This window comes from Desulfurococcaceae archaeon MEX13E-LK6-19 (assembly GCA_029637525.1).
GTDB lineage: Archaea > Thermoproteota > Thermoprotei_A > Sulfolobales > Desulfurococcaceae > MEX13ELK6-19.
This window is the reverse complement of record CP072660.1, coordinates 14,817-41,181: the sequence shown is the minus strand read 5'-3', so window position 1 is coordinate 41,181 and position 26,365 is coordinate 14,817. Positions and strand designations below refer to the sequence as shown.

Annotated in this window: 25 protein-coding genes; 13 read left to right on the top strand and 12 right to left on the bottom strand. The window is 37.8% G+C overall.

Features of this window, described 5'->3' with window-relative positions; all coding sequences use genetic code 11:
• Positions 1–39 precede the first annotated feature (39 nt).
• Positions 40–468, top strand: a complete 429-nt coding sequence (locus J4526_00205) for a hypothetical protein (protein WFO75368.1) — start codon at positions 40–42, stop codon at positions 466–468.
• A 142-nt stretch (positions 469–610) separates the two neighbouring features.
• Here the strand turns inward: J4526_00205 and J4526_00200 are convergent, their stop codons facing one another.
• From J4526_00200 to J4526_00170, 7 genes are all read right to left on the bottom strand, one after another.
• Positions 611–1,978, bottom strand: a complete 1,368-nt coding sequence (locus J4526_00200; GenBank protein WFO75367.1) for an RsmB/NOP family class I SAM-dependent RNA methyltransferase — start codon at positions 1,976–1,978, stop codon at positions 611–613.
• 82 nt (positions 1,979–2,060) lie between these two features.
• On the bottom strand, positions 2,061–4,151 hold the full coding sequence (gene feoB, locus J4526_00195) for a ferrous iron transport protein B (GenBank protein ID WFO75366.1): 2,091 nt from the start codon (positions 4,149–4,151) through the stop codon (positions 2,061–2,063).
• Positions 4,152–4,265: 114 nt separating this feature from the next.
• Complete coding sequence (locus tag J4526_00190) at positions 4,266–4,508, bottom strand: ferrous iron transport protein A (GenBank protein WFO75365.1); 243 nt, start codon at positions 4,506–4,508, stop codon at positions 4,266–4,268.
• 91 nt (positions 4,509–4,599) lie between these two features.
• Positions 4,600–5,418 (bottom strand): aldo/keto reductase, encoded by an 819-nt coding sequence (locus tag J4526_00185; protein WFO75364.1) that lies wholly within the window; start codon positions 5,416–5,418, stop codon positions 4,600–4,602.
• 33 nt (positions 5,419–5,451) lie between these two features.
• Positions 5,452–6,549 carry a pyridoxal-phosphate dependent enzyme gene (locus tag J4526_00180; protein WFO75363.1) on the bottom strand — a complete coding sequence of 366 codons (1,098 nt, stop codon included), beginning with the start codon at positions 6,547–6,549 and terminating at the stop codon, positions 5,452–5,454.
• A gap of 21 nt (positions 6,550–6,570) precedes the next feature.
• The gene (locus tag J4526_00175) at positions 6,571–7,272 is read right to left on the bottom strand and encodes an HAD family hydrolase (protein WFO75362.1); all 702 of its coding nucleotides are present in this window, start codon (positions 7,270–7,272) and stop codon (positions 6,571–6,573) included.
• A 38-nt stretch (positions 7,273–7,310) separates the two neighbouring features.
• On the bottom strand, positions 7,311–8,684 hold the full coding sequence (locus J4526_00170) for a hypothetical protein (protein ID WFO75361.1): 1,374 nt from the start codon (positions 8,682–8,684) through the stop codon (positions 7,311–7,313).
• A gap of 123 nt (positions 8,685–8,807) precedes the next feature.
• Between J4526_00170 and J4526_00165 the strand changes: the two genes are divergently transcribed.
• Positions 8,808–9,755 carry an isoaspartyl peptidase/L-asparaginase gene (locus J4526_00165; protein WFO75360.1) on the top strand — a complete coding sequence of 316 codons (948 nt, stop codon included), beginning with the start codon at positions 8,808–8,810 and terminating at the stop codon, positions 9,753–9,755.
• A 59-nt stretch (positions 9,756–9,814) separates the two neighbouring features.
• The gene (locus J4526_00160; protein ID WFO75359.1) at positions 9,815–10,954 is read left to right on the top strand and encodes a radical SAM protein; all 1,140 of its coding nucleotides are present in this window, start codon (positions 9,815–9,817) and stop codon (positions 10,952–10,954) included.
• Here J4526_00160 and J4526_00155 read toward each other — a convergent pair.
• A complete protein-coding gene (locus J4526_00155; GenBank protein WFO75358.1) occupies positions 10,951–11,541 on the bottom strand; it encodes a MarC family protein in 591 nt (196 codons plus the stop codon). The two genes, J4526_00160 and J4526_00155, sit on opposite strands and share 4 nt — an antisense overlap.
• Before the next feature lie 99 nt (positions 11,542–11,640).
• Here J4526_00155 and J4526_00150 point away from each other — a divergent pair, with 99 nt between their 5' ends.
• Positions 11,641–12,063 (top strand): thioesterase family protein, encoded by a 423-nt coding sequence (locus tag J4526_00150; protein ID WFO75357.1) that lies wholly within the window; start codon positions 11,641–11,643, stop codon positions 12,061–12,063.
• Between the two features lie 130 nt (positions 12,064–12,193).
• Positions 12,194–13,204, top strand: a complete 1,011-nt coding sequence (locus tag J4526_00145) for a dual specificity protein phosphatase family protein (protein ID WFO75356.1) — start codon at positions 12,194–12,196, stop codon at positions 13,202–13,204.
• 10 nt (positions 13,205–13,214) lie between these two features.
• Here the strand turns inward: J4526_00145 and J4526_00140 are convergent, their stop codons facing one another.
• Positions 13,215–13,709: a MogA/MoaB family molybdenum cofactor biosynthesis protein gene (locus tag J4526_00140; protein ID WFO76252.1), complete on the bottom strand. Its 495-nt coding sequence runs from the start codon at positions 13,707–13,709 to the stop codon at positions 13,215–13,217.
• Positions 13,710–13,823: 114 nt separating this feature from the next.
• Between J4526_00140 and J4526_00135 the strand changes: the two genes are divergently transcribed.
• The 3 genes from J4526_00135 (at position 13,824) to J4526_00125 (ending at position 17,750) form a co-directional block, all read left to right on the top strand.
• Positions 13,824–15,068: a molybdopterin molybdotransferase MoeA gene (locus J4526_00135; GenBank protein WFO75355.1), complete on the top strand. Its 1,245-nt coding sequence runs from the start codon at positions 13,824–13,826 to the stop codon at positions 15,066–15,068.
• A 93-nt stretch (positions 15,069–15,161) separates the two neighbouring features.
• A complete protein-coding gene (locus J4526_00130; GenBank protein ID WFO75354.1) occupies positions 15,162–15,731 on the top strand; it encodes a hypothetical protein in 570 nt (189 codons plus the stop codon).
• Between the two features lie 21 nt (positions 15,732–15,752).
• The gene (locus J4526_00125) at positions 15,753–17,750 is read left to right on the top strand and encodes a molybdopterin biosynthesis protein (protein ID WFO75353.1); all 1,998 of its coding nucleotides are present in this window, start codon (positions 15,753–15,755) and stop codon (positions 17,748–17,750) included.
• Here the strand turns inward: J4526_00125 and J4526_00120 are convergent.
• Positions 17,736–18,566, bottom strand: coding sequence for a hypothetical protein (locus tag J4526_00120; protein ID WFO75352.1), 831 nt, complete (start codon positions 18,564–18,566; stop codon positions 17,736–17,738). The two genes, J4526_00125 and J4526_00120, sit on opposite strands and share 15 nt — an antisense overlap.
• Before the next feature lie 134 nt (positions 18,567–18,700).
• Between J4526_00120 and J4526_00115 the strand changes: the two genes are divergently transcribed.
• On the top strand, positions 18,701–19,333 hold the full coding sequence (locus J4526_00115) for a hypothetical protein (protein WFO75351.1): 633 nt from the start codon (positions 18,701–18,703) through the stop codon (positions 19,331–19,333).
• Between the two features lie 19 nt (positions 19,334–19,352).
• Here J4526_00115 and J4526_00110 read toward each other — a convergent pair whose 3' ends face one another.
• A complete protein-coding gene (locus J4526_00110; GenBank protein ID WFO76251.1) occupies positions 19,353–19,793 on the bottom strand; it encodes a 4Fe-4S ferredoxin in 441 nt (146 codons plus the stop codon).
• 124 nt (positions 19,794–19,917) lie between these two features.
• Between J4526_00110 and J4526_00105 the strand changes: the two genes are divergently transcribed.
• The 4 genes from J4526_00105 to J4526_00090 all read left to right on the top strand — a co-directional run bounded on the left by J4526_00105 (position 19,918) and on the right by J4526_00090 (position 23,644).
• Positions 19,918–20,484: a hypothetical protein gene (locus J4526_00105; GenBank protein ID WFO75350.1), complete on the top strand. Its 567-nt coding sequence runs from the start codon at positions 19,918–19,920 to the stop codon at positions 20,482–20,484.
• Positions 20,466–22,034, top strand: coding sequence for an ATP-binding cassette domain-containing protein (locus tag J4526_00100; GenBank protein ID WFO75349.1), 1,569 nt, complete (start codon positions 20,466–20,468; stop codon positions 22,032–22,034). Before J4526_00105 ends, J4526_00100 begins: the two co-directional genes overlap by 19 nt.
• Positions 22,015–22,728 carry a hypothetical protein gene (locus J4526_00095; GenBank protein ID WFO75348.1) on the top strand — a complete coding sequence of 238 codons (714 nt, stop codon included), beginning with the start codon at positions 22,015–22,017 and terminating at the stop codon, positions 22,726–22,728. Before J4526_00100 ends, J4526_00095 begins: the two co-directional genes overlap by 20 nt.
• A gap of 103 nt (positions 22,729–22,831) precedes the next feature.
• A complete protein-coding gene (locus tag J4526_00090) occupies positions 22,832–23,644 on the top strand; it encodes a carbon-nitrogen hydrolase family protein (GenBank protein ID WFO75347.1) in 813 nt (270 codons plus the stop codon).
• Here J4526_00090 and J4526_00085 read toward each other — a convergent pair.
• Complete coding sequence (locus J4526_00085; GenBank protein ID WFO75346.1) at positions 23,628–26,345, bottom strand: AAA family ATPase; 2,718 nt, start codon at positions 26,343–26,345, stop codon at positions 23,628–23,630. The genes J4526_00090 and J4526_00085 overlap by 17 nt on opposite strands.
• Positions 26,346–26,365: the final 20 nt, after the last annotated feature.

Below are 26,365 nucleotides of genomic sequence, written 5' to 3'. Positions count from 1 at the left end.
ATAGTATTCCTTGGTGTATATATTCTTAGGGAACATGGTTTGCAGAGCATTACTGTGCCCAAGTATTCACCTCCTTTACTTGTAGCCATAGTACTCATCGTAACTATAGTAGTTCTTCCATTGGTTCCGTCACCTGTGACACTGATACATGTCTACATACCAAAAACAAGATACAGTCCTGGAGAAATTATGCCTGTATACATAGTAAACCCGACACCTTACACGCTATGGCATCCATTAGAATACACTATTGAGAAATACGAAGACCACGAGTGGAAGAGATACAATGTAATAGGATGCTATTGTATCGAAAGAATAACACCATTCTCAACCTATAAGAAATTCGATATAAGAATAAAAGAAGACATGGCACCTGGGCTCTATAGAGTAAAAACAATAGTAATAATAGAAACACCACAAGGAAAAAGAAAAATTACGCTGACAACATACTTCCAAGTAACAAGATAAACAATGGAAGCCATTTGTTTACATAATGGTTTAAACTTAATGTTTTGCAGAGTAATCGATGAATGTTCTTGAGGTACTTGAAACCATAGAAATAAAACATTTCGGCAAGGTCTCTATCCAGACATTAAGGATGATTGAAGTTTTACATGTGTTCTTGTTTCTCTAGTAGTGCATAGAAGAACCCTATTGTCTTGTGTTTATGTGGCCATGCACGCATTGTTCCTGGTAGGAACCCTGGGCTATAGGGCTTATTTAGTGGTACTAGTTTAGCGTCTTTATGCTCGTTCAAGAATTTCTCTATAATATTCTCGTTTTCCTCCCGCAATAGACTGCATGTACAATAGAGTAGTCTCCCACCTGGCTTCAGTAGCTTCCATCCCGCCTCTAGGAGCTCGTATTGTAGTCTAGAGAACTCTTCTACCCCCTCGGGTCTAATCCTCCACCGTAGATCAGGGTTCTTCATGATGGTTCCATCACTTGTACATGGAGCGTCGAGAAGTACCTTGTCGGCTACTTCCTTGCCCAAGATCTCTGGTGCTTCTCGAGCATCAATCTTATGTATCTCCACGATTGTTATACCTGTTCTTTCCAAGAGGTCTCTCATCCTCTTTATCCTAAGATCGTCTATATCGAAAGCATGTATAATCCCCTTGTTCCTCATAAGCTCTGCCATGTGTTCCGTCTTGCCTCCAGGTGCAGCAGCTAGATCGACAACGTATTCTCCTGGTTTCGGGTCAAGTATTATCGAGGCAACAGCTGCAGCTTCCTCCTGTATAATTATGTGTCCCTTCCGCCATAACCTGGATTTCTCGAAGTCATAGGGGCCTGGGAACCTGAGGACAGTTTCTACGACACTACTTTGTTCAACCCACTCTACATCTCGTGTAAGCTCCTCTATAACCTTCATAACATTGGTCTTCAATGTATTAACCCTAACACTGATGGGAAGAGGTTTATCAAAGGCACTAAAGATCTTCTTTGCCTCTTCTTCTCCAACAAGCTCAATGATCTTTTCGATATACCATCTTGGAAGCATATACTTGAACTCATATTCTTCTGTTTTATCAATGGGTTTGAACTCATAGTTCTCAATACTATCAAGAACTTTGTAGTAGAACATACCTATATACGGATGGCTTTTTCGACCAATAAACTCTGCTATACTTTTCTTCAATAACCGGCGGGTGCCATCGGTCGGTTTCCTGTAGACAAGAATCTCTGTAGCTAACCGTAAAGCAGCGCGGAGCCAAGGATCAAGCACGTATACGGGTTTGACTCCTGTCACATCCTCAATAATCTTGTCTAACACACCCATCTTCTTCATAACAGCGTAGAATATAGCTGTAAGCATTGGTTCGCAAGCATGGCTTGTGACTCCGTATTTTTTGAAGGCTTCTCTCTTAGCATGCTGGCTTGGTTTTATTCGTTCACTCCACCTAATAGCCTCTACCAGTGCAAACAACATTTCCTTGCTAAGTTTTACTCTGGGTTTATCGTTTTTACCAGGCATATTGTACACACTATATTATCCTCTATGGTAGAAACTCCTGTGTAATCTGATTAATAACCGTTAAAAACGATCTCTATAATCCTCATATGAGTACCGATATTAGATGAGCTAGAAAAGCAGCAAAATAAGCAACAACCATCATCAAAGCGATCGTGATCAATGTTGTTTTCATACTACGGCTTTCAAAATATATTACAGCTATTGTTGCTAGACATGGAACATAAAGTATGCTGAATATTGTTAAGGATACTATTTGTGCATCACTGAGACCGAGTTTTATTAGCGCAGTCGTAGCGGTATTGGCATCTGTAAGGAGTGTCAGTGTTGATATGATTGCTTCCTTAGCGAGGAAACCTACTATAAGAGCATAAGCGATTTTCCAAGCCTGTTCTCCAGTAAATCCTAGTGGATAGAGTAGTGGGGCAAATAAGGCGGCAATTTTTGCTCCAATACTTTCGCTAGGATCGGTGGCTGGGGTAAGTGATGGAGTATAATAGATGAGAGCCCATGAAACGAGCGTTACTATAAATATTATCGTGCCGGCTTTTTTGAGGAAATGCTTAGTGGAATCCCATGTGAGCCACCAAACTACTTTGAGTAAAGGTTTGTGTAACGGAGGGATCTCTAGTAATAGCTCTGGCTTAGCCTCCTCCTTCTCAATGCCATAGAGTATATAGCTTATGATAGAAAAGACAAGAAAGGCCGTAAAGTAAGCTAGCACCACCAGAAACAACCCTTTTGCTCCAGTCAAAGCTGAGGCGAAAGCAAGTACAACAACGAGCCTGGCTTGACAGGGTATAAATGGAGTGATCATTATGAGTCTTAGTCTTTCACGGAAATTAGGTGTAGCTCTTGTAGCCATGATGCCCGGTACATTGCAGCCTAGGCTAAGCGTTACAGGAAAAACAGCATGACCCGACAATCCTATTTTCTGGAATAACATATGTAAGCTCATAGCTATTCTTGGAGCAAAACCAGTGTCCTCGAGTATTGCCAGGAATAGTGATACAAGGAATATTAGAGGCAGGAAAACCAAGACAGCCCCGATACCACCTATAATACCATCAAGTACTAGGCTTTGAAACCAATCAGGATACTCCTTAATCAATGGTTCTACTGCATTAGAGATCCATTCGAACAAAGACTCCATAAGCCCTCCTAGACTATGTGCTTCAATAGCTTCAGCTAAGTCACTTTGATGAACTGCTTCAAGAAGTAATGTCAATGGAAACCCGGTGTTCAATATAAATACTATCATGAAAACGAAGAGTAGTAGAGTAATAGATGTTATAGGTCCTAGAATTGGGTGTGCAAACAGTCTATCAATACGCTCGCTATACTTTGACTCCTTAACTTCTACTCTAACTATGGCGTCTCTGAGTATGCCTAACAGATAATCGTATCTTATTCTTGAGAAAACTTCTTCGGGTCTACTCCTGAATATCCTCTCTATCTCTCTCCTAAGAAGCAATACTTTATCCACGATATCTTTGTAGCCTCTTTTTTCAAGTCTCCTAATAAGATCTCTATCTCCTTCAAGCAACTTTACGGCAAGCCAGCGTGATGGAAAATCTTCCACAAGGCTTGTTCTTGAAACAAGTTTCTCAGCCTCCTTAACAAAAGGCTCGAGACCTCCATAGTTTATTCTTAAAGGCTTTTTCCTACACCCCTTACCATGGGCTACATCGATTATTTTGTCGAGTAGTTCGTCTATACCTACTCCGCTGGCTGCTGAAACAGGTACAACAGGTACACCAAGCCTCTTTTCAATAATACCATAGTTTATGTGAATACCATGTACATGTGTTAGATCACTTTTAGTGAATACAATTATTACCTTAGGAAAGATCTCTAAGGCCTCCAAAGCCAGATACATTGTTCTCTCAGGAATAGTACTATCAACTAAGACGAGTAGTACGTCAGGTCTTTCACCAAGAATATAGTTTCTGGCAATAACTTCTTCTAGAGACGAGGCAGAGAAACCATAGATCCCAGGAAGATCGATGAAATGTAGTTTATATCCCTTATATTCACGCCAACCTTCATGTCTTTCTACAGTAACACCGGGCCAATTAGCGACGATAACGCGTTTTCCAGTAAGTATATTGAATAGTGTTGATTTACCAACATTCGGTTGCCCTGCAACGGCAACTGTAATAACTTTCTCGTTCAAAGTAAAACACCTTAGGATACCCTAAATATACTAGGCTACCCTAAAGTTTATTGTAAATAATTGATTAAAAACTTTGTCAAAATCATCAAATAGAAAGAGTATTGGTAATTGTCTTTATTGGGAATTCACTATTTCTACAAATATTCTTCGCGCAATACCTCTGCCTAAAGAAATAGTTGCACCCATTACTCTAACCAGTATTGGCCCAAAACCATTGTTCACGACTACCTCAATAGTATTACCTGGAACAAACCCCATTTGGAGAAGTCTTTGGCTCCATCGGCCTGGTGCTTGAATGTTTACTATCTTTACTTTCTTCCCTGATGGAGTTTGGTCCAATGTTAGCACGGCAGACATTTACTGTTCACCAGTGTTAGGGATACCTGAATAACCTAGTTTACCCTAATATTTTGTAGTCAACTTAATATATCTCTCCCACGATATCCAACTAGATTTTCTCAAGAACAGTAATTTCTTTCTCTCCAAGTCTCCAACCCATAGCACCAAGGATCTCCTTTAAATGACTAATGTTTTCAGTCTTTGGTATCGCTACCACGTTAGGGCGCGAGATCAGGTAGTTCAATGCCACTTGAATGGGTGTTTTATTTATTTTTCTGGCAATTTCTATTATAACAGGGTGTTTTGCAACCATAGATTTCTCTAATGGTGTATATGCTTGTAATGTAATTCCATGTTTTATAGCGTAGGGGAGAAGATCTTTTTCAACATGCTTAGCTAATACATTATAGTAAACTTGGTTTACAACGATTTCTGCTTTCCTAGTGGCATGAATAGCTTCTTCAAGCTCAAGTACATCAAAGTTACTTACACCAATATATCTTGCTAACCCTTTCTCATAAACTACTTCAAAATTCCTCACTTGTACCTCAATGGGAATATTATCGTTTGGCCAATGGATCAGAAATAAGTCAACAGTGGATAAACCAAGTCTCTTGAGGCTAGCTTTTGCTGCTTTAAGTACTTCTTCTTTTGAAATCAAGTGGTGAGGAAGCATTTTAGTTGTTATAAATACTTTTTCCTTACCAACAATATTAATAATCTTGCCTACAAACTCTTCTGCCTTACCGTTGTCGTACATCTCGGCTGTATCAATATTATCAATGCCATGTTCAATAGCGTACATGAAGACTTTGAACGCGTTCTCGTAGTTTCTTATAGCCCATGTCCCGAGACCGATAGCGGATACAGTTTCGCCTGTCCTCCCTATGGGTTTTCTATCATTATAATCAATGGGAAACTTTGTCATATAGCTTCACATGATAAGTTTTGGGAAAAGAGATTAAGAAACATACCTCTCTATATCGGTTAGTGTTTTTAATCCAGAGCCTGTTAGAACTGTAAGTACGTCTTCACCACGATCGATTAATCCATCCTCCAAGGCCTTCTTCAATCCAGCTACTACCGAAGCTGATGTAGGTTCTACTATGAAGCCCATTTTGTAGAGTTTTTTCAGGGAATTGACGATGTCTTTGTTATTTACAAGAACAATAGAACCATTCTTTTTTATGATTTCAACTATTTCGCTTAACCTTGGCGGGTTTGGAACCATTATGCCATCGGCAAGACTGGAATCTTCTCCTTTTGCTTTATGGCCATGTAAAGCCTCGTAGACGGGTTGGCAGGAATATCCTTGGACACCTATGTAGAACAAATAGTTTTTCCATAAACCCCATTCTCTAAGTCGTTCAAACCCTCTATATGTTCCTAAGAAGAGTCCTCCGGAACCTATCGGTAGAATAACTGCTGTGCCATCGAAACCTTGTTCAAAAGCTTCATAAGCTATTGTTGTATTGCCTTCGATAAACAATGGAGACCATGTATGTGCTACATAGAATGTATTCTTTTTAGTAGCTTCTTCAAGCACTTTCTCGGCAGCTTCACCACGGTTTTTTGCCTCAACTATTTGCCCGCCAAGACTTTTTATGAGAAGCTTTTTTCCACGTGGAGCAGTTTGTGGCATGTATATAATGGATTTCATTCCATATAGTCTAGAATAAGCTGTAACCGCTATGCCAGTATTACCGCTGGTATCCTCGACAACATGCTTAAATCTACGTAAATACGCGTAAGCTAAAGAGACAGCAGCACCCCGGTCTTTAAAACTCCCTGTAGGATTTAAGTAATCTAGTTTAAACCATACATTAATGCCATAGACCTTCTTTTTAATGATAGGTGTAGCTCCTTCACCAAGGGTTTTCACGGGCTTTACGGGTAAACACGAAGAATATCTCCTAACACCTGTCCCCCGAGGTTTCCATACCGGCTCATATTTTATGTCTAAAGGCGATCCGCATTTTGGGCACCGCCAGTAGTATATATGGGAAGATTCCTTGAATCCACAGTATCCACAATGCCATGTAAAGAAATCATATGCCAAAGTATGCCACCGTTATAGCCCTTACTTGATTAAATCGAGTACTTCTGGCAAATACTTTATTGATTTGATAACAAATCCTTTCTCGGAGGACCTCATATACTCTACATCGATGTTCTTGTCTATAAGTACAGCATAGAGACCTGCATTTAGTGCTCCTTCATAGTCTTCTTTAGCAGAGTCTCCTACATGTACAGCTTCTTCAGGGGACAAATCAAAGTCCCTAAGAGGCTTATAGAATGCGTCGGCTAACGGCTTGTAGCTGTTTATTTCATCTGAGTAGTATTGTTTATCAATATAATTTGCTAAACCAGTTTTTTCAAGTAACAAGCGAGTATATGCTGATGGCCAAAACATTACATTGCCAAGTGCTATAACCAAGTAGCCTTTCTTCTTGAGTTTCTTTAATGCATCCTTAGCATCATTCACGACCAATTTCTTGTCGGAGACATCGATTACTGCCCTAGCTATACCACGCTTAACAACTTCCACGTCAACACCAAGTGCTTCAGCCAGCATATCTTGGCTGAATGGTAATACTTGATCCATTGGTATCTTTTTCTCCTGTCTTAAAGCCTTAATTTTTCGTCTAACATTGTATACTGTTGCCAACGCGAGATCAAAGCTTTTTCCAGCTATAGAATCGATTCCTCTAGCTATAGCCTCCAGCATTACATCTATGTCTAGTAACGTATCCCATACATCTAGTGATACAAGTTTTATCATGTTCTCACCTAACTATCGCCCCATGAATAATCTACTTTTTAGAATCCAGGAGGAGATGATTCTGGAATAAATGGAAATCCTACTATAAGTATTGCTTCAATAAATGCTGCTGCCAGGAGTATAGTTATGGATAAGATTGCTTTCAATGCAAGGGATCCTGAGGGTTCTCTACCTATACGTGTTGCAATAGATAATGAGAGAGCATACGAATAAAGTTCTAGCGGGGCGTGTGGAGCCACTAGTATGGATAGTGCACCAATGGCTTGGCTAACACTTTTTTCCATCAGTGTGCCGATGATGAGACCATATACGAAACCTGTTAAGGACAACGCGTAACCAGCATAAGCCATTCCTATAATCGGGACAAGAGCTACAGCACTTATTTTAACATTGTTAAGGAAGATCATTGTAGCTACTTCCATGAAATTGTTTGAACTAATTATCTCTCTTGTCTGTTCTTCAAAACCCTTTAGTATTGTACTGGAATAATATGGATATGCAGCAAGACCTATGACGGCTAATGTAAGCATGTACACATATTCGAAAAACAAGACAGTCAGTGATTGTTTTAACAAACTTCTACCTCGTGATAGGTATGCTATGTAGGGGAGCATGAATCCGAAACCAAGTATCATGACTGGAAATATCCATGGTATTATGAGTATGGCTAGCGAGTATAGTCCTGTAAAGAACAATAATATCCCTAATACCAAAGCCAAGCTTTTCGTCTCACTTGGGAATTCTTGTGTGGGAATAGTAGGGGGATGAGGGTGTTTAGAATGTATGGCTTCTATATGCTTGTTATATCTCTGGATACTGCGGAAAATCCAGTAAACCATGTAGACACCGAGAGTCAAGAATAATAGAGCTATATCAAAGAGTATTGATGCCGTCGATTTTACTTTCACGCGCGTTTTCTTAAACAATGCTTTTTCTTCACTAAACCAGTGCATAGAGATGTACTTTTCAAACAAGCCTAAGAGAACAGGGTATGCCGCACCCGCAGTCAATACATTTACTATAACCGTTGTTACAGGGGACGGTATCTTTCTTCTCTCAAGACCAGTCCTAATGACACCTTGATAATCACAGTCTAATTCTTTGCACCAATTATAGACCAATATACTACTATAAAGTATGTGGTCAATGAGATTATCATATAGTTTGTAAATTGAGAACGAAGAACCTATCACATAAAGCGCATAGAAACCAAGTAAACCGAGTGTAATGGTGTCAAGGCTCTCTATTGAAGTTATACCGCTACTTATACCTTCTTGTTGAACTATATAGTATGATATTCTTGATACAGCATATATTGTAATTAGTAGTGGTATCGCGACGACTACATGGAGTCTGCTTATCTTTGTAAATTTTGTTCTTTCTAGGATGTCTTTAAACATACTCACAGCCATGTCAGCTCCAACAAGGTTTTCTCTGCAAAAATATAATAGATTCTACTAAATAAAGACATTACCTTGTATTCTACTCGTTAAGGAACAAAGCCCCTAGATAGCATGTTTACTCAGGTGGTGTTCATGGCCAAGCCTATTCTGCTTCTACATGGTGGTGCTGGAAGATGGAGAGCTACACGTGAAAGAATTCATGAAAGCCTTAAGGCAATAGCCGAAGCTAGGGATCATGGATATAGGTATATTGAGACTGGTTCTGCACTTGAAGCAGTTGTTGAAGCAGTTGCTTACATGGAGGATTCAGGAGCATTTAATGCTGGTATTGGTAGTGTCCTTAATTTTGTTGGTGAAAGGGAAATGGATGCGGGCGTTATGGATGGTGTAACGAAACGCGTTGGTGCTGTTGCTGCTGTAACTTACCCAAAGAACCCTGTTAAACTAGCAAGGCTTGTTATGGAGAAGACAGAACATGTCATATTGGCTGGTCGTGGGGCTGATTTTATTGCTGAGAAATCGGGCTTACCAAGAATAGGTCCTATACCAGAGCGTATAGTGGAGCGCTACAATGAACTCATTAAGAAGTATAAGAGTGGTGACATACCTTATTATAAGGGTAACAGAGCTTTTCTCGAAGAAATAGGATTGATGGATACTGTTGGAGCAGTTGCTGTTGACAAAGATGGGCGTTTGGCAGCTGCTGTTAGTACCGGGGGTGTATGGCTTAAACTACCAGGTAGGGTAGGCGATTCACCTATACCTGGAGCTGGCTTCTATGCTGATGAAAATGTGGCTATTGCTGCGACAGGTCTGGGCGAGGCAATAGTTAAGACCATGGCATCGTTGAGGATAGCTATTCTTGTCAGTATGGGATACAATGTTGTCAAAGCAGGCGAGCTAGTAATAGACTATGCAACCGAGACTATAGGACCCGATACAATAGGCGTTATAGCCGTAGATAAGAGAGGCAGGTACTACATAGGCTTCAATACAGAACATATGATGGTAGCTCTTAAGAGCGATAAAGAATGCTATGCGAAATTATTGTCACGTAGCGGTGTCGAGGAGTCGTTGTAAAAGATTATAGAGATTATAATAAAGGTCTTGTACAGATATAATACCAGGAGGAAATCATCATGTTTTTTAAAGAAAAGAAATGCAGGTTATGTGGAAGAAAATCAGTTCTTATATCACAAGAACTTGGTATATGTGGTAAGTGTCTGCGTGAACGACCAGAAGAAGCCCTGCCTTTAATCGATGAAGTGCATAAACGCATCAGAGTTGAAATAGGATTACCGCCAGAGCCTCCAAGAAACCCCGATGGTAGACTATGTGGTATTTGTGCAAACAACTGTAGAATACCCGTAGGAGCACGGGGCTACTGTGGTGTAATAAGGAATAATAATGGTGTTCTCGAGCCGGTGACCGGGGATTTCAATAAGGTTCCCGGGCTTGTATATCTCGACCCACATCCTACTAACTGTGTTGCAGACTGGGTTTGCCCCGGTGCTACGGGGCGTGGTTATCCAAAGTATTCTCTTTCACCACATGGGCCTGAGATGGGTTATTACAACATAGCGGTATTCTATGGTTCATGTAATTTCGATTGTTTATTCTGTCAAAACTGGGAATACCGTAGAATGGCTGTTGAGGCGAAACCACTACTCTCCACAGATGATCTTGTTAAGAGTGTTTCTCATAGAACAACATGTGTATGTTTCTTTGGAGGAGACCCAGGGCCCAATATGGTGCATGCAATTAAGTCTGTGAAAGAAATGCTTGACATGGCTGAATCATTGAAGTTACCAGTATTCAGGATCTGTTGGGAGACCAACGGTTTTATGTCGAGGAATATGCTTGATCAAGCTATTGAATATAGTCTGAGAACCGGAGGTATAATAAAAATTGATGTAAAAGCATGGACTCCAAGCATCTATAAGGCGTTGACCGGTCAAGATGGTAGAGTCGTCTTTGAGAACATTAAGAGAGTTGCTGAAAGAATTTATGAGAGACCAGAAGTTCCCTTGCTGGTTGTTAGTACACTCCTTGTACCAGGTTACGTGGATGAATATGAAGTTGAGCAAATAGCTAGGTTCTTAGCCGAATTAGATCCTAATATACCGTATAGGCTTCTTGCTTTTCATCCAGAATACAAGATGAGGGATCTGCCTACAACGAGTAAGAATCACGCCTATAAAGCCTTGGAGGCTGCTAAAAAAGCTGGTCTACGAAACATATCTATAGGGAATTGGTGGCTACTGTCAAATGCTTACTAGTCTGCAAACATGCCAATTATACCGCCTCGAATCATTGACACAGCATATACGGCGAGTATGATGGACATGATCTTGCTAAGCACGATACTTCCTCTCCGCCCCAGGAGACTCAATAGTTTATCTCCTGTCTCAAGCAAAACCCATGCTATCACTATATTTATGGCAAGACTTGTTATTGCAACAAGAAATCCCCACATATACTTTATGTAGATAACAACAGTTATCGAGCCTGGTCCCGCCAATAATGGTGTTGCAAGAGGTACTACAGCTATTTCTTCCTCGCTAACATCCTCGGCCGAGGTATGCCCGAGTAATCCTAGTACAGCATAGATGAATAATATTAGCCCGCCAGCTATTCTAAAGTCATTAATCGATGTACCCAAATACTTTAGTAAAAGATCTCCAAATATCACGAAGAACATAAGTATACCCATTGCAACTACTATACTAAGCCTTATTGTCGCTTTTCTCTTACTTACAGTCATTGTCCTAGTGAAATAATAGAAAAGAGGCGCGTTACCTATGGCATCAAGTACTACAAACAGCATCAATGTTGCTTTAATTACTTCATCTATCATTATCTCCACCCTTGTGTCAGTGTTCCTGCACGTGATACTCTGCCTCTCATAAATACCTTATGCTAACTTATTTACTCGTGGTTAAGATTATGTTCTTAGGTGAACTCTATGAGCAGCGGGCTTGAACCAGGTATAAAACATGTTATAACAAAGATTGTACGAGAAGAAGACACCGCCAAGCATGTTGGTAGTGGTGGAGTAAGTGTTCTTTCAACACCTACTATGATAGCTTGGATGGAAAATGCAGCTCTACAATTGGCCGAGAAGTATTTGCCTGAAAACCAGACCACCGTAGGAATACATGTCGATATATACCATAAAGCACCAGCTCCCATTGGGGCAAAGGTCGATATTGAAGCTGAGCTTGTTGAAGTAAAAGGGAGAAGACTGGTATTCAAAGTAAAAGCATACTCTGGGCAAATAATTATTGGTGAGGGTATTCATGAGAGATATATTGTTGATAAAGACAAGTTTAAGGAGAAAATCAAGGAAGTTTTAGAAAAAATAGAGAAGGCAACGGAAACAACATAACTCTACGTATCAGGTTAATTAGTCTGTAGAAAATCATCAGAGGAATATATTGTCTCAACTCCTACGTCGATTTTTTAATATTATCTATATTTAGGGAAAATACTATGTATAGAAAAGGTGAATAGGAGTAATGTATAAATGGATCATTAGTGAGAAATTAGCTGTATCGCCGATGCCAGCATTGGAGGAAATTCGTGAGCTAAGCAATATCTTTGATGGAGTTGTAGTTCTTATTGAGCCTCATGAGTATCCTGGAGGCGATATAAGGAATTATATCAATCTATGGAAAGACATGGGAGTAGAAGTTTACTATAGTCCTACACGAGATTTCTGGTTTCCACCGATCCTGGAACTCTACCATATAACAAAGTGGATTCACGAAAAAATAAAGGAAGGCGGAAGGGTTCTGGTACACTGTATGGGCGGGATTGGTAGAAGTGGTACGGTAGCTGCTTCATATATTATCTACAGTAGTGACATAGTTCCATGGAATGCAGTATCTCATGTAAGGAAGCATATACCGGGAGCTCTTGAAGTTCCTAGGCAGGAGAAAATAGTCTACGATTACTACTATATGCTTAAGTATATTAGTGATAGAAAGTTACTCGAAATGATAGATCGTGAAGCAGCTAAAAGAAACTATGGAGCGGGTATAAAACATGTATCAAAAGTAACACAATTATCGATTGAAATACTTACGGATATGGGTTTATTCAAGAATATAGATGACTATACTAAGAAAGCTGTTGTTATAGCATCTATCCTTCACGACATGGGTTATAGTAGTGGAGATCATGGAGAAAAATCTGTTGAAATAGCATCGAAAATACTTGGAATGACTGATCTCGATGATAAGATTATAGATCTTATATTAACGATTATTAGATGCCATCATATTAATTGGTGTAAAGAAATCAGATATGATCTGCCATTAGGAATATTGTGGATTGCCGATTACCTAGACCATGGTTTCGATAATACTGTTGATTATATTGAAGTTGATGTCGAGGATAGCGATTTAGTTCTAAAAATTCATTGTGGTATAGAGTGTAGTCATAATATTGATGAACTGAGGAAAATATTGCCTAGTATCGAAGAAATAATTGGGAAAAGAATTACTATCAAAAGATACTATGAATAATACTGTACTATCATAATTTATGTTCGCCACTGATTCTCCTCATCTCTCTAACTAGGTGATCGACTATATCCAATAGTATTTTTTCAAGAGCAAGCTCGACGGCATGAGGGGAGCCAGGAACAACTGCTACCGCGGATTCTCCAACAATAAATAATCCTGCTCTAGATATTGCCGCTCTAGGACCTATTTCGTTATATGATAATTGTCTAAATAGTTCGCCGAAACCTGGAAGTTCACGCCACGACATTTGTTTAACAACATCGATGCTTATATCCCTTGGACTAGGACCTGTCCCCCCAATGACGAGAACTACATCGCTGGTTTTGATTGACTCTATTACTGCTCTATAAATCATTTTGTAGTCATTTGGCACGATCTTTTTTGCCAAAACCTTGTATCCTTTTGACTCAATTATTTCTCGTGCTTTTTCTCCCGAAATATCCTCCTTACCTGAATAGTATATTGTATCACTTACAACGATTATCGTGAACGAAACCACGACAATTTACACCCTAGAACTCGTTTACTCAACTTAATTAAAGAAAGACAATTATTCATTCAAATAAAGGTTTTTCTAGAGGTTTAAGGTATAAAGTTTGACGTTGAAGTGGTGTACTCTATGCCTAGGTACTGGGGCAGTCTTCCAAGACTTGATGAGGCTATTGCGAGAGCCGTAAGAAGTATTGATGTTAGATTAAATGTTATGGAACAAGATCTCTGGAATAGTGTAAATAGAATTGTTGCTATGGATATAAGAGCATTAATGGATAATCCGCCTTTTGATAGAAGTGCTGTTGACGGTTTTGCAGTTAAATTTAGTGACACCATAGGCGCTAGCCCAACAAATCCTGTTAGACTTATTGTTAAAGGTAAGATTAGGCCGGGCGAATTACCTGACAGAGTAGGTGTTCTAGAACATGGGGAAGCAGTAGAAGTATACACCGGCTCGTTTATTCCTCATGGGGCTGACGCTGTTATTATGTATGAGGATGTAGTCATAGGAAATGGGTATATTGAAGTAATCAAGCCTGTTCCGCAATGGGCTAATATTTCGCGTCGTGGAGAGGACTTCAAGAAAGGAGACATCATTGTATACAAGAACACGGTTTTAAAGCCATGGCATTTAGTTGCTATAGCATCACAAGGTATGGATAAGGTTTTGGTATATGAGAAATTAAGGTTCGGCATTATTTCTATAGGAGACGAGTTGATTAAACCAGGTAGTAATATGACTTTAAGTAAAGTGTATGCTTCAACAGAGTATCTTGTGAAAACAATGCTTGACAACCTGGGGTTTATTGAAACAAAGTATTATGGTATAATCAGAGATGATATTGTCGAACTCGATAACGCTCTAAATAAGGCATTTAATGAAAATGATTGTGTTATAACTATCGCTGGAACTAGTGTTAGTAGTCAAGACATTGTCCCTGATTATATTGAATCCCATGGATACTGGGTTGTCAGAGGAATAGCAATTAGGCCCGGTAGAACCACGAGCCTAGCTATCGTAAACAATAAACCCCTGTTTCTCTTAAGTGGAAACCCTGTTGCAGCTTGGGTAGGGATTGAGGCTTTTATTAAACCGGTAATAGCTGGTGTTCTTAAAATAGAATTGGATCCAAAACCTGTAGTCAAAGCCATTCTAAAGAGGAGAGTCACAAACCAGACAGGCTTCCGTAGTTTTGTCCGTGTCTTCTTAGAAAAGACAAGCCAGGGACTCATGGCCGAACCCTACATGATTCATGGAAGTAGTATCATATCAAGTCTCCTAAAAGCTCACGGATACATTGTTATTAATGAAGATACCGAAGGTTATGATGAAGGAGAAGAAGTTGATGTAGTGTTGTTGAACCCCCTGTAAACATTTTCTTATATTTATCCAATAAAGACATTAGTGTATAGTAGTAATACCTGTAGGTCTGACCATTAAATAAAGATGAGATAGGCGGTAGTTATGGAATGGAATAAAACTTATGTAATATTGATATTGATTGTTGCAATCGGTGTGGTATCAATAGTCTTGTATCACTCGTTCTCGCCAGAATACACTAGTGAAAGTAATGAAACCCTAACTACAACCACCACGACTCCTCCATGGCACACAATAATGATTAACAAGACTATCATTTACAAAAAGACTTTTACATACAAAGTAAATGCAACTCCCTCTCATGCCCTCGAGTTAACAAAACAGGGTTTTGTAGAATGTAATGCAAGTTTTGTTTATTGGCCCCAGTATCCAGGTATGAAAATAACTACTATACCTGTAAAGAAAGGTGATACGGTACTAGTCATAGTTAATGGGACAGGCTATGACGAAAAAGTTGTTGGGATAGTATTAATGAGAAAGGATACAGATATACTCGTTGGTGAAGCACCTATACAGCCTGCTAAAGGAGTCATTGGTCATGGATTCTATACTGTTGAGTATACAGGATTTATTGATGTTTATCTTCGCGGATTTATTCATGCAATAGATAATGAAGTTGTTTTTGAAGTAACAATAATTGTATGTAGAGAATAAGTAGGAGAGAAATGGTGGCATATGGTGAGTAGAGAGGATAATAGGAAAATATACCATAGATTGGTTTCATTAAATGAGCTATTTAGCATTATTGAAAAATACTATTCTCTCAAACCACTGGGTATAGAGGTTATCGATGTAAGCAATGCGCTCCATAGAGTGTTGGCTGAAGACATTTATGCACCAATAGATCATCCACCTTTTGATAGGAGTGAAGTGGACGGATATGCTGTGAAAGCTAGTAATGTAATGGACGCCTATGAGGATAGGCCTGTCGAACTATCTGTCAAAGGGTATGTAGCAGCAGGGTTAGAGCCAAAAGTAATTGTTTCTGATGGTGAAGCTGTAGAAATAGCTACTGGTGCAATGATTCCTCGTGGTGCTGATGCTGTTGTTATGGAGGAGTACACTGTACGTAAAGGAGAAAAAGTTCTTATCTATAAGTCAGTGTACCCCGGTGAAAACATAACCACAGCTGGAAGCGACATCTCAGCCGGCGATCTGCTTTTGCTTCGTGGAACGGTTTTGACGCATCGAGAAATAGGATTACTTGCGGGTATGGGTATAAAACATGTTAAAGTCTATAAGAGGCCGCGAATTGCAGTCTTTTCAACAGGCAATGAAGTGATTGAGCCTGGGAAAAAACTTCAGCCAGGAAAAGTGTTTGATGTCAATGGATATTTGATCACAGCCATAGCTAGGGAGTCTGGTGCTGATGCTAGATATTATGGATTGCTTCCTGATGATTATGATGTTATGTATCAAAAGATAAAGAGTGCTCTTAGTGAAAATGACATAGTTGTTACGAGTGGTGGTACATCAGCTGGGCTAGGTGATCTTATATATAGAGTTTTTGATAAGCTAGGAGAACCAGGGGTTATAGTTCATGGCGTAAAAGTTAAACCGGGTAAGCCCACAGTTGTTGCTGTAGCTGATGGGAAACTTTTGCTGGGATTACCGGGTTTTCCTCTATCATGTTATATGATCGCTTTTCTAGTTCTTAAGCCAATTATAGAGAAAATAAGTGGTATTAGACGTAGGAGCCAAACTGAAATTTATGCGAAACTAGCTATTCGTGTTAGGAAGAATCTTGGTAGGACATGGCTTCTACCTGTATCTCTAATACACCGTGGCGGAGAGTATATAGCATACCCTGTTGCAACAAAGAGCGGGAGTATTTCTCCACTCATAAATAGTGATGGATATGTTGTTTTAGAGGAAGGCAGAGATCTTTATCTTGAAAATGAAAAGGTCAAAGTGGTATTATTTAGAGACTTAAGTAGGGTCCCGAACTTCATAATTATCGGTAGCAATGATGTTTTACTATACAAGATACTTGTAGAAACGGGTCTAATTGAGGAAGCAAAAGTTATTGTTACCGGGAGTCTTGGTGGATGGTATGCTGTAAAGAAAGGCGAGGCAGATATTGCCCCAACGCATCTACTTGATGAAGAGACTGGTCTCTATAACGTGCCTTTTATCAAGAAAATAGGGCTTGAAGATAGAGCAGTACTAGTGAGAGGATATGATAGAAGGATTGGTATTGTCGTTGAGAAAGGTAACCCAAAGGGTATAAAGAGCATAGAGGACTTCATTAGAAAAGATATCGTGATAGTAAATAGGACGAAAGGCTCTGGTGCAAGAGTATTATTGGATATAAACCTTAAGAAAATAGCTAAAGAGAAGAATGTGTCGTTCAATGAGCTTGTAAAGAGGATTAATGGTTATACATATGAAGTAAAAACACATACTGCAGTTGCAGCAGCGGTTAAGCATAAGAGAGCTGATGCAGGCATAGCAATAGAAATCGTTGCAAAAATGTATGATCTTGATTTCATACCGTTGGCCTGGGAGCACTATGATTTTCTAGTGCATAAAGAGAGTATGAATAAACAATGTGTTAAACAGTTTATTGACTCGCTTAAGAAGAGCGAAATACGGAAATTAATAAGCGATACACCAGGTTATCGTGTACCAGAAGATATCGGTGAGGTAATCACTTCTTCATATAAGTTTTAGCAAGTTTACAGAAAGACTTGTTTCAGCCTCATTATATACCTCGGCATGTTTATTGTAGAGTTCCAGTGTCTTGTACAACCAATAGTAAGCTGCGATACCTGCCGTGGCAATAATGATTATTATCATGTTCTTTAAGTTTATGTATGGGTTGAATATACGAAGTTTTCTTCCCCCGAAAATCTTTAGGGCAACACTAAGTATTCCATGGTCGTACCTGGATTCTTTCTTTAAGCTGGTATAGGTGACGTACGCTATTATTGATAGTACGATATTATTCACGATCGCAAGAACCAATGATAAAGTAGGCATTTCTCCGACTATGGTCCAGAAGCCAATAAGTACAATATAAATGATTATTATGATTAAAATAGGGAGAGTATCAATATATGCTATATATTCTTCTATATTTCGTGTCATTAGTTCATCACGATTATTCATGGAATCTGTTATATCAAGTAATGATAGATAAGCCATCTTTGACCATAATATGTGGTTCCTCCACATAGTTATAAATAGTAAAATAGTGGAAGCCACGAGTCCTCCTGATAACAAGATTAATGCCCTGTATATTATTGAGAAGACTATGTTATAGTAAAAGACGCCACTTAAGTGTGTATACAACGTTATTATGAAAACCATTATTCCAGGGATCATTGCCATCAATATGAAGAACGAAGGGATTTTCCTAAAACTGCTAATCTTCCTACCCATATAGGTTACAGCTTCTTTTGCTAACGCTGAAATAGTATCAGTACCATACTTTTCTTTCTCTTTTTCATAACCGATGTTTTTCTCAATGCTTTCTTCTTTTTCCATGAAACACACCTTATTCAAGGTGAGAGAATACTTACAGACTATTCTTTGTTACACTAGCCCCAGACTAGATAATAATGGCTTGGCAAGCAATATAAAAATTGGGCTCTAAAGAATATAGCACTGGTGGTAATTTCGTGCCCGAATTAACTATAAAGTTAAGTGATGAAGCATATAGAGTGTTATCCAATATAGCAAACAAGTACAAAATAAGCGTCGAAGAACTAGCAAGTAGATTGGCTAACGACTTATTTCTCTACGAGCTTGAGGAAATCAGTGAATATATGGAATACCATAATTATGGTGAAATGAATACTTTAGACAAACTAACTAACGCGATGCTGGATCTGTTTGAGCTTGGTTTAACCACCTTCAACAGCTTAGAGCAATATATAATTGAATTACTGGATGCGAAAAAATACTGGTTGGAGGATTACGGAATAGATATTGAAGATAGAAGCATATGGATGCTGTTTTCAGGTACAGGCGCAATAGAGGAGTTCACTATTGATGTTGATCCCGATGGAATAAGTATTATTGCTGTTCACAGTCTTGAAGATATTGTTGAAGAAAATCCGTCTATCGAGGAGAAAATAGAGAAAGTGTTGAGTACGTTGGAGGAGGAAAAATATGATATTACATATGTAGAAGAAGAACTGAGAGTTATTGTTAGAGCTAGATCAGTTGATGAATTGCCGAAAATAAGTGAGTTAGAAAACATAATGAAAAACATACTTAAGATGATTAACATAGATCCTGACAGGATGTAAAAATAATTAGCATTTTCTTTTATTTGTTGTTCGAAGCATCTATAAGATTAGAGATTTTGAATAAATATCTAGAATATTTTACAGCTTTTAATGGTATTTCATAAAGCTTACCTTTATAAATAACATAATGTTTTCTTGTGATTTTATCATTTAGATTCATGATCTTAAATATCTCCTCAAGCATCCAGTGAAGTTGTGTACAGTGCATACTTCCATCAACGGTTAATACAGATACTTCATTGTATGTGTTTCTGGCAATAATACCAGCTATTTTGAATCCAACATGATTTACATGCTCTTCTTCGAGGCAAACAGAGATAATTGCATAATCTTGTTTAAACTTGTCTAATAGATTGCTATGTTCGATCTCTACACATCTACCTATTATTAATAGTTTTTTCTTTTCTCTTAATAAAACGGACTTGGCGTTGATGTCTATTGCTTTAGGAATACGATACACCATCATGATCAACCACAGAATAGTTTATTATTTCATCAAAAAATATTTATCTTGTTTGGTAACCTATTTTACTTCTTGATGTGGATAGTATAACCATATATTGGGTATTATGAGGTAGAAACTAATGAAAACGAATAAGGTAAAAGGACTAACTTATCAAAATGGTTTATTGGCATCAATGACGGCATTAGCTATAATATTGCATATATTTAGGTTCCCGTTCCCATTAGCGACATTCTTAAAATACGATCTATCTGGCGTACCACTGCTATTATTAGCTATGTTTATGCCATTGAAAAAAGTGCTGGTAAGCGTATTCGTGTTCAGCATTGGTGTGTTCATTCTAGGCGGTGATCCTATTGGTGCTTTAATGAAAGGCTTGGCTGAACTATCATCAATAATAGGATTAATCCTAGTTTACAAGAAAGTAAACAAGGTTATGGTAATCTTGGTATCAGCTGGTACAAGAACGTTGCTTATGACAATAGCTAACTTACTAGTAACGCCATTATGGTTACTATACTTTGCAAGGGCATGTGACGTCTACAGTATTTGTTTAAACATTACGTTAATGTACATCCCTGCAATAGCATTATTTAATATAACTCTAGGAATAGTTATAGCAGGAATCGCTATTGCCTTTGAGAAATATTTATCGAGGATTGTAGTAGGATGGAGAAAACAAGGATAGCTCTTGAAGCGAATAATCTATGGTATCGGTATAGCGTCTCTCAACAATGGGTTTTAAAAAATATTAACTTTTTTGTAAAAGAGGGTGAAACCGTAGCTATAGTTGGCCCTTTTGGATGCGGTAAAACAACGTTATTCCGTGTATTAACAGGGATCGCTGAGAAAGTTTATGGTGGTGAATTAAGGGGCGAGATAAGAATTTTTGGAAAACCTGTTTCCGAGTACAGTAGTAAGGAATTAACGAGACATATTGGCATACTATTCCAGAATCCTATGCTACAATTCATAGAATACGTTGTTGAAGACGATCTCTACAGTTTCGCTGAAAAATACTATAGTGATCACAACTATATAGAACGTCAAATAGAAACAGTACTGGATTTTTTTGGAATAAAGAAGTTGAGGAAGAAACGTGTTTTCGAGCTGTCGGGTGGAGAGCTAAGAAAAGTTGCTATAGCCAAATTAATGATGCTTAAACCTCGTATATTGTTAATGGATGAACCCTTGTTATGGCTTGACCAGCGTGGTGTAGAAAGCTTCCTAAAATTGTTAAATATATTAAAATCGCTTGGTTTGACAATTGTTATTAGTGAACATAGAGTCCTTCCTCTCATACCTTTTGTAGATAAGATAATTATCATGGATAATGGGCATATTAGCTCTATTAAGGATGTGAAGAAAGTACTAGAGGATAGTGTTAAAGAAAGAGAATATGTTTTTCAGTCTAATAGGATAACCGTAGGCATGAATAATATTTTAGAAAATTATCCATTAGATCGGCTTGTAGCCTCAAAGTGTATGAAGGATTTATGTCTTGAGAATGTATGGTTTAAGTATAGTAAAAGAAGTCCGTGGGTTTTAAGAGAGGTAAATTTCAGTGCTAAATTAGGTGAACTTGTTGTCATACTTGGTGATAACGGATCGGGTAAAACAACTCTTCTCAAGATAATCTCTGGTATGCTAAAACCTACACGTGGAAGAGTAATTATTCTTGGCTATAATCCGGCGAAGAAGAAGAACGAAGTATATTTTGTCCCACAAGTACATCATGTTTCGTTTTCTGAAGAAACAGTATTTGATGAAGTCGCAAAAATTGTTTGCTCAGGTAAAAATAAGCATAGAAATTGTGAGGAAACAGTTATTAAAATACTTGAACAATATGGTCTTGTGGATAAACTTTATGAGAGCCCCTATAATCTATCGTGGGGGCAACAATTATTACTCAATATAGTGCTAGCCATTTTGTCCGAGAGGAGAATAATACTATTTGATGAACCGACTACAGGTCTTAGTTATGCTGATAAAATAGCGATTGCAAGAATCATAAGGAGAATGGGATCATTAAGAATATTAACTACACATGACGTCGATTTTGCCGCAATGCTCAAGCCGTCAAGGCTTTACATGATTACTGGAGGTAAGCTCTATTTAATTGATGTGGGGGCCTTCATCGAAAAAACTATTCCCATAGTCAAATCCGCTTATGAATTATTGAAGGATATTTTAGGAGAAAAACTTGTAGGTGATATTGATGTACTCGATCTTGCGTGAGGCATTTGTATATAAACCGGAGGCATTGCTAGCTGAAAGGCTTTCTACGTTAGGCAAGATTATTCTATTTATTTTATTGATTTCTTTTTCCGTTTTAAGTAATTATTTATTTGTATACTTGGGATTCATAGTGCTTTTCGTGTTATTTGCTGTAACAGGTCTTGTAAAAGGTTTTCTAAAGCTTCTTCGTCTTCTTGTGATTCTTGTTTCAATAGCACTGTTTTTCCAGATAGTATCTTTCGTTATATATGGATATGAGATCTCTTCTGTAAGAATATTTGAAGCGTTTACTAATAATCTCAGACTTGTTATCTTGGCAGGGGCTGCCTCGTTATTTCTTTCAATAACTTCTACTCGAGAGTTAAGATGGTTCTTAAATAAACTTGGTTTTAGAGAAATTGGTAATGTGATGCAGTTAACAATAATTATCCTAGCTTATATGCTCTTCTTAGCTGATAATGCTTCATTTATGTTTACATTGAAATATCGCTCCAAAGAACTTGTTAAAAGATTCCTTAAGCCGATGTTGTTTAGTGCAGTAGTTGCGGCTCGACAAGTAGCTGAGTATACTGCTTTTTATGGCTATCCAGTTACTCCATTGTCTATTAATCGGAGGGTAAACAAAACAGATCTAGTTGTGAACACTGCCATAGCTTTGCTTGTGCTTATTGGTTTCTTCTATAATTCATGGTGATACATATTGTTTTATGAGCTAAAGTTTATTTTGTCCCGAAGACTAACGTGTGTATGCAGAGGAATTCACAGTTAATTGAGTATAATGGTTTGGTGACTCAAATTTGCCTGTTACAATAGGTATTCTTCAGGCTGGTTACGGTGTTAATGTTTCTGAAAATGTCTCTAAGACTATTAATCTTATTGAGAAGAATTATAGTAAAGCAGACTTGATAATCTTGCCAGAGTATTCCATGGTAAATATTCTTGCTGGGCTAAAACCGGACGATGTTTACAACGCTGCTGAACCCCTTGAAGAAAGTAATTATTTGTCGAGACTAGAAGATCTTGCTTCTGAATTGAATGTACATATACTTGCACACTTCATTGAGAAAACAGGAAATCCACCATTAGCGAGGAGTACTAGTGTTTTAATAAAGCCTTTTGGTGGATGGGAGCCTGTCTATAGTAAAATGCATTTATTTGATGCATATGGGTACAGTGAGTCAAAATACTTTATTCCCGGGGAAAAACCTTCTAAAGAAATCTTATTGAAAGGAATGAGGTTTGCTGTGGCAATTTGTTATGATTTAAGGTTTCCAGAACTCTTTAGACATTATGCTAGACGTGGGATAGAGACAATACTCGTTCATAGCGGCTGGGTTAGAGGTCCATTGAAGGAGGAAACATTAGAGTTCTTAAGTAGGGCGCGTGCACATGAAAATACTGTGTGGATTGTAGTAGCTGACCATTATGGAGAAAACTACGTTGGAAGAAGCATGGTTATCGACCCCTATGGCGTTAAGCAACTCGATCTAGGTATTGGCGAGAAATATGTTGAGTACACTATTGATAAAGAACTTGTTTATGAGGCAAGAAAAACTATACCTGCTCTTATGAAGAGTATTGAAAAATGGGAGATCAGCTATAAATCTTGACAGATGAGACACCACCACGTGTTTTTACAACTTCATATACCGTATCTGAGGCATATTCGACTTCTCTATGGTGAGTTATGACTATAAGCTGGGGTATTTGTTCTCCTCCACGGAACTTCTTTATGATGTCTATTAGTTTTCTTCTTCTCTCCATATCTAAATGTATAGTTGGTTCATCGAGAATTAATGTTCCTAGTCTTCCCTTACCTATCACCTTATGTAATGCAAGTATGATTGCTAATACAACTGCTACTTGTTCTCCTCCGCTTAATTCTGAGAGTTTTCGTGTTAAATTAGTTGATGATACTGTTATGTTTATGTTTTTATCTATATCAACCATTGTGTAATCTAGTTCAAAACTTGAAAGAATACGGCTAGCTTCCCTGCTAACGAGTTTTATAGCGGCATGTCTAATTTCTGAAGGTGCTTTATCTGGATGAAACACGCTTTCCCTAAGATAATAGGCTAGTTTTAATAATCCAAGTTTTTCACTGGCATTCTTTACAAATTCTTCATGTCTTTCTATTTCTTGGTTTGCCTTCTCATTCTCGTTCTCAAGAGACCTTATCATAGAACTTATCTCAATAATTTTACTATTTAGCTCGCTATACTCCTGCTTAAGCTGGTTTACTTTACTAGCGAGTTCATCGCGTTTATTGATCAATTCATTAATATCAATCTTGGAGATCTTTTGTTCAACTTCCCTAAGTTTTTCTAATAACGCCTTCTTTTCACCAAGAAGTCCTTTATATTCGGCTTCAAGTTTAGTTAGAGTGCTTGTAATCTGCTCTTTCTCTATGATCTTCTTTTTGACAAGTGTAATTAAGTTATCAATATTATCGAGATCGATTCTCATATTGAGTAGTTCATTTAATGAGTCTGTAAAATCATTTATTTTATTAACTGTTTCAGCATGTTTTGCCTTCTTCTCTTCGAGAGTATTTATAAGGCTATCTATGTCCGATGGAGAATAACCTTCAGCCTCACCTATTTTTCTTTGAAGTTCTCTATAAAGTTCTTCAATGCCGGCTTTTTTCAATAATGATAATTCTTCTTTAAGTTTACTAATTTCCTCTTCTAATTTCTTCCTAATTTCCTTGTATTTCTCATGTTTTCTTGTTGTCTCCTCTAGTTTTTCTTCTATGATAGGCAATTGTGATTCAAGACGTTCTCTGCTGTTTTCTAATGATAATGTTTCATTGTATTTTTCAACAAGTTCTTTATACTTTGTATCAAGGATCTTGATTTCATTAGTGATATTACTGATTTCTTCTTGATATTTCTTCAAAAGTAATTCTTTGTGTTCTCTCGTTAATGGACGGCCACATACAGGACATGAAGTTTCTGCTTTCTCTAGTTCACTGATCTTTTTCAACAAATCTTCTCTCCTATTTATCAAAACAGCTTTTCTTGATTGTATTTCATCTATCTTTTTCCTTAAGGTTTTAGAGTCTTCTTTTATTGTACTGTTTATTTGATCTATTTTCTCTATGATCGCCTTCTTTTTATTTGTAAGATTCTCTATTTCTTTCTCTAAATGACTAATTTCTATTGATACAGTGTCTAGCCTGGCTTGTAGATCGTGGAATTTATTGTCGAGTTCTTTTAGTTTTTTGTATTTATCTTCAATGCCTGTTTTCTTTAATTCAATAATTCTCTTAAGTGAATGAATTATTCTTTCGAGGCGAGAAATTTCTTGGGCGATATTTTCCTTTAGTGTTTTGAGCTGGTTTATTGAAGTTAGAATTTCGTATGCTTTAGAGAACTTTTCAAGTTCAGTGCTCTTCTTCTTTAGATCTGTGATCTTATTTTCAAGTAGCGGAATAGTTTTATCTATATTCTTTAGTTTATTTTCTATATTTTCTTTTTCTTTTTTCAGCAACTCGTATTCTTTTATTTGTACAAGTATTTTGTTTAGAGCTTCTTCATTTTCACTAATTAGGTTTTCTATTGTTTTTATTTTCTCTTCGATCATGATTTTTTGTTCTTGATATTTTCTTATTTTCTCCTTATTTTCCTCTATTTGTTTTTGGAGTTCAGTAATTCTTGTCTTGGAATAAATGATTTCATTTTCAAGATTTCTTATGCTTTCTCTTGTTGGCGCGTATTCTGCCTTTATTCCTGTAGGTTTAATTAGCGTGAACCTTAATACCTCATATAACTTCTCCCTGGCTTTCTCGTATTTGTGTAAACCAAGAAGTTTATCGAAAAGTTCTCTTTTTTCTTTCCTATTCATTGTAAGTAGATTTAGCATTCTTTGTATAGCTCCTTGCCTAAATACCATGATCTTCCTTATTGTTTCTGTGTCGAGACTTATTATTTTGGAGAGTTCTTCAATGACAGCCTTGGTGCCGCGTGCAATAAGTCTTCTTTTACCATTTGTTATCTCGAAGAGTAGATGTGTATCACCACCAGGGTAACGTGAGATTGTTCTTTGTATTCTATAAACTCTATTGTCGACTATGAAGTCAAGTGTTACCTCTGCTGCCGGCCTTCCATGTCTTATGAGACTGGTTTTCCCTCCTCTTAGTTCCTCGGAGGATTTCTTGAAATCTGTAAAAGCTGCTAGGATTCCATCAATAATACTTGTCTTTCCTGCACCATTTTCTCCAATTATAGCTGTTACTCCTTGATCAAAAGATACTACTGTATGCTCGTGACTTAGAAAATCCTTAAGTTCAACACGTTTTATTTGAAACATAATTTCGTGTAACCCCGCAT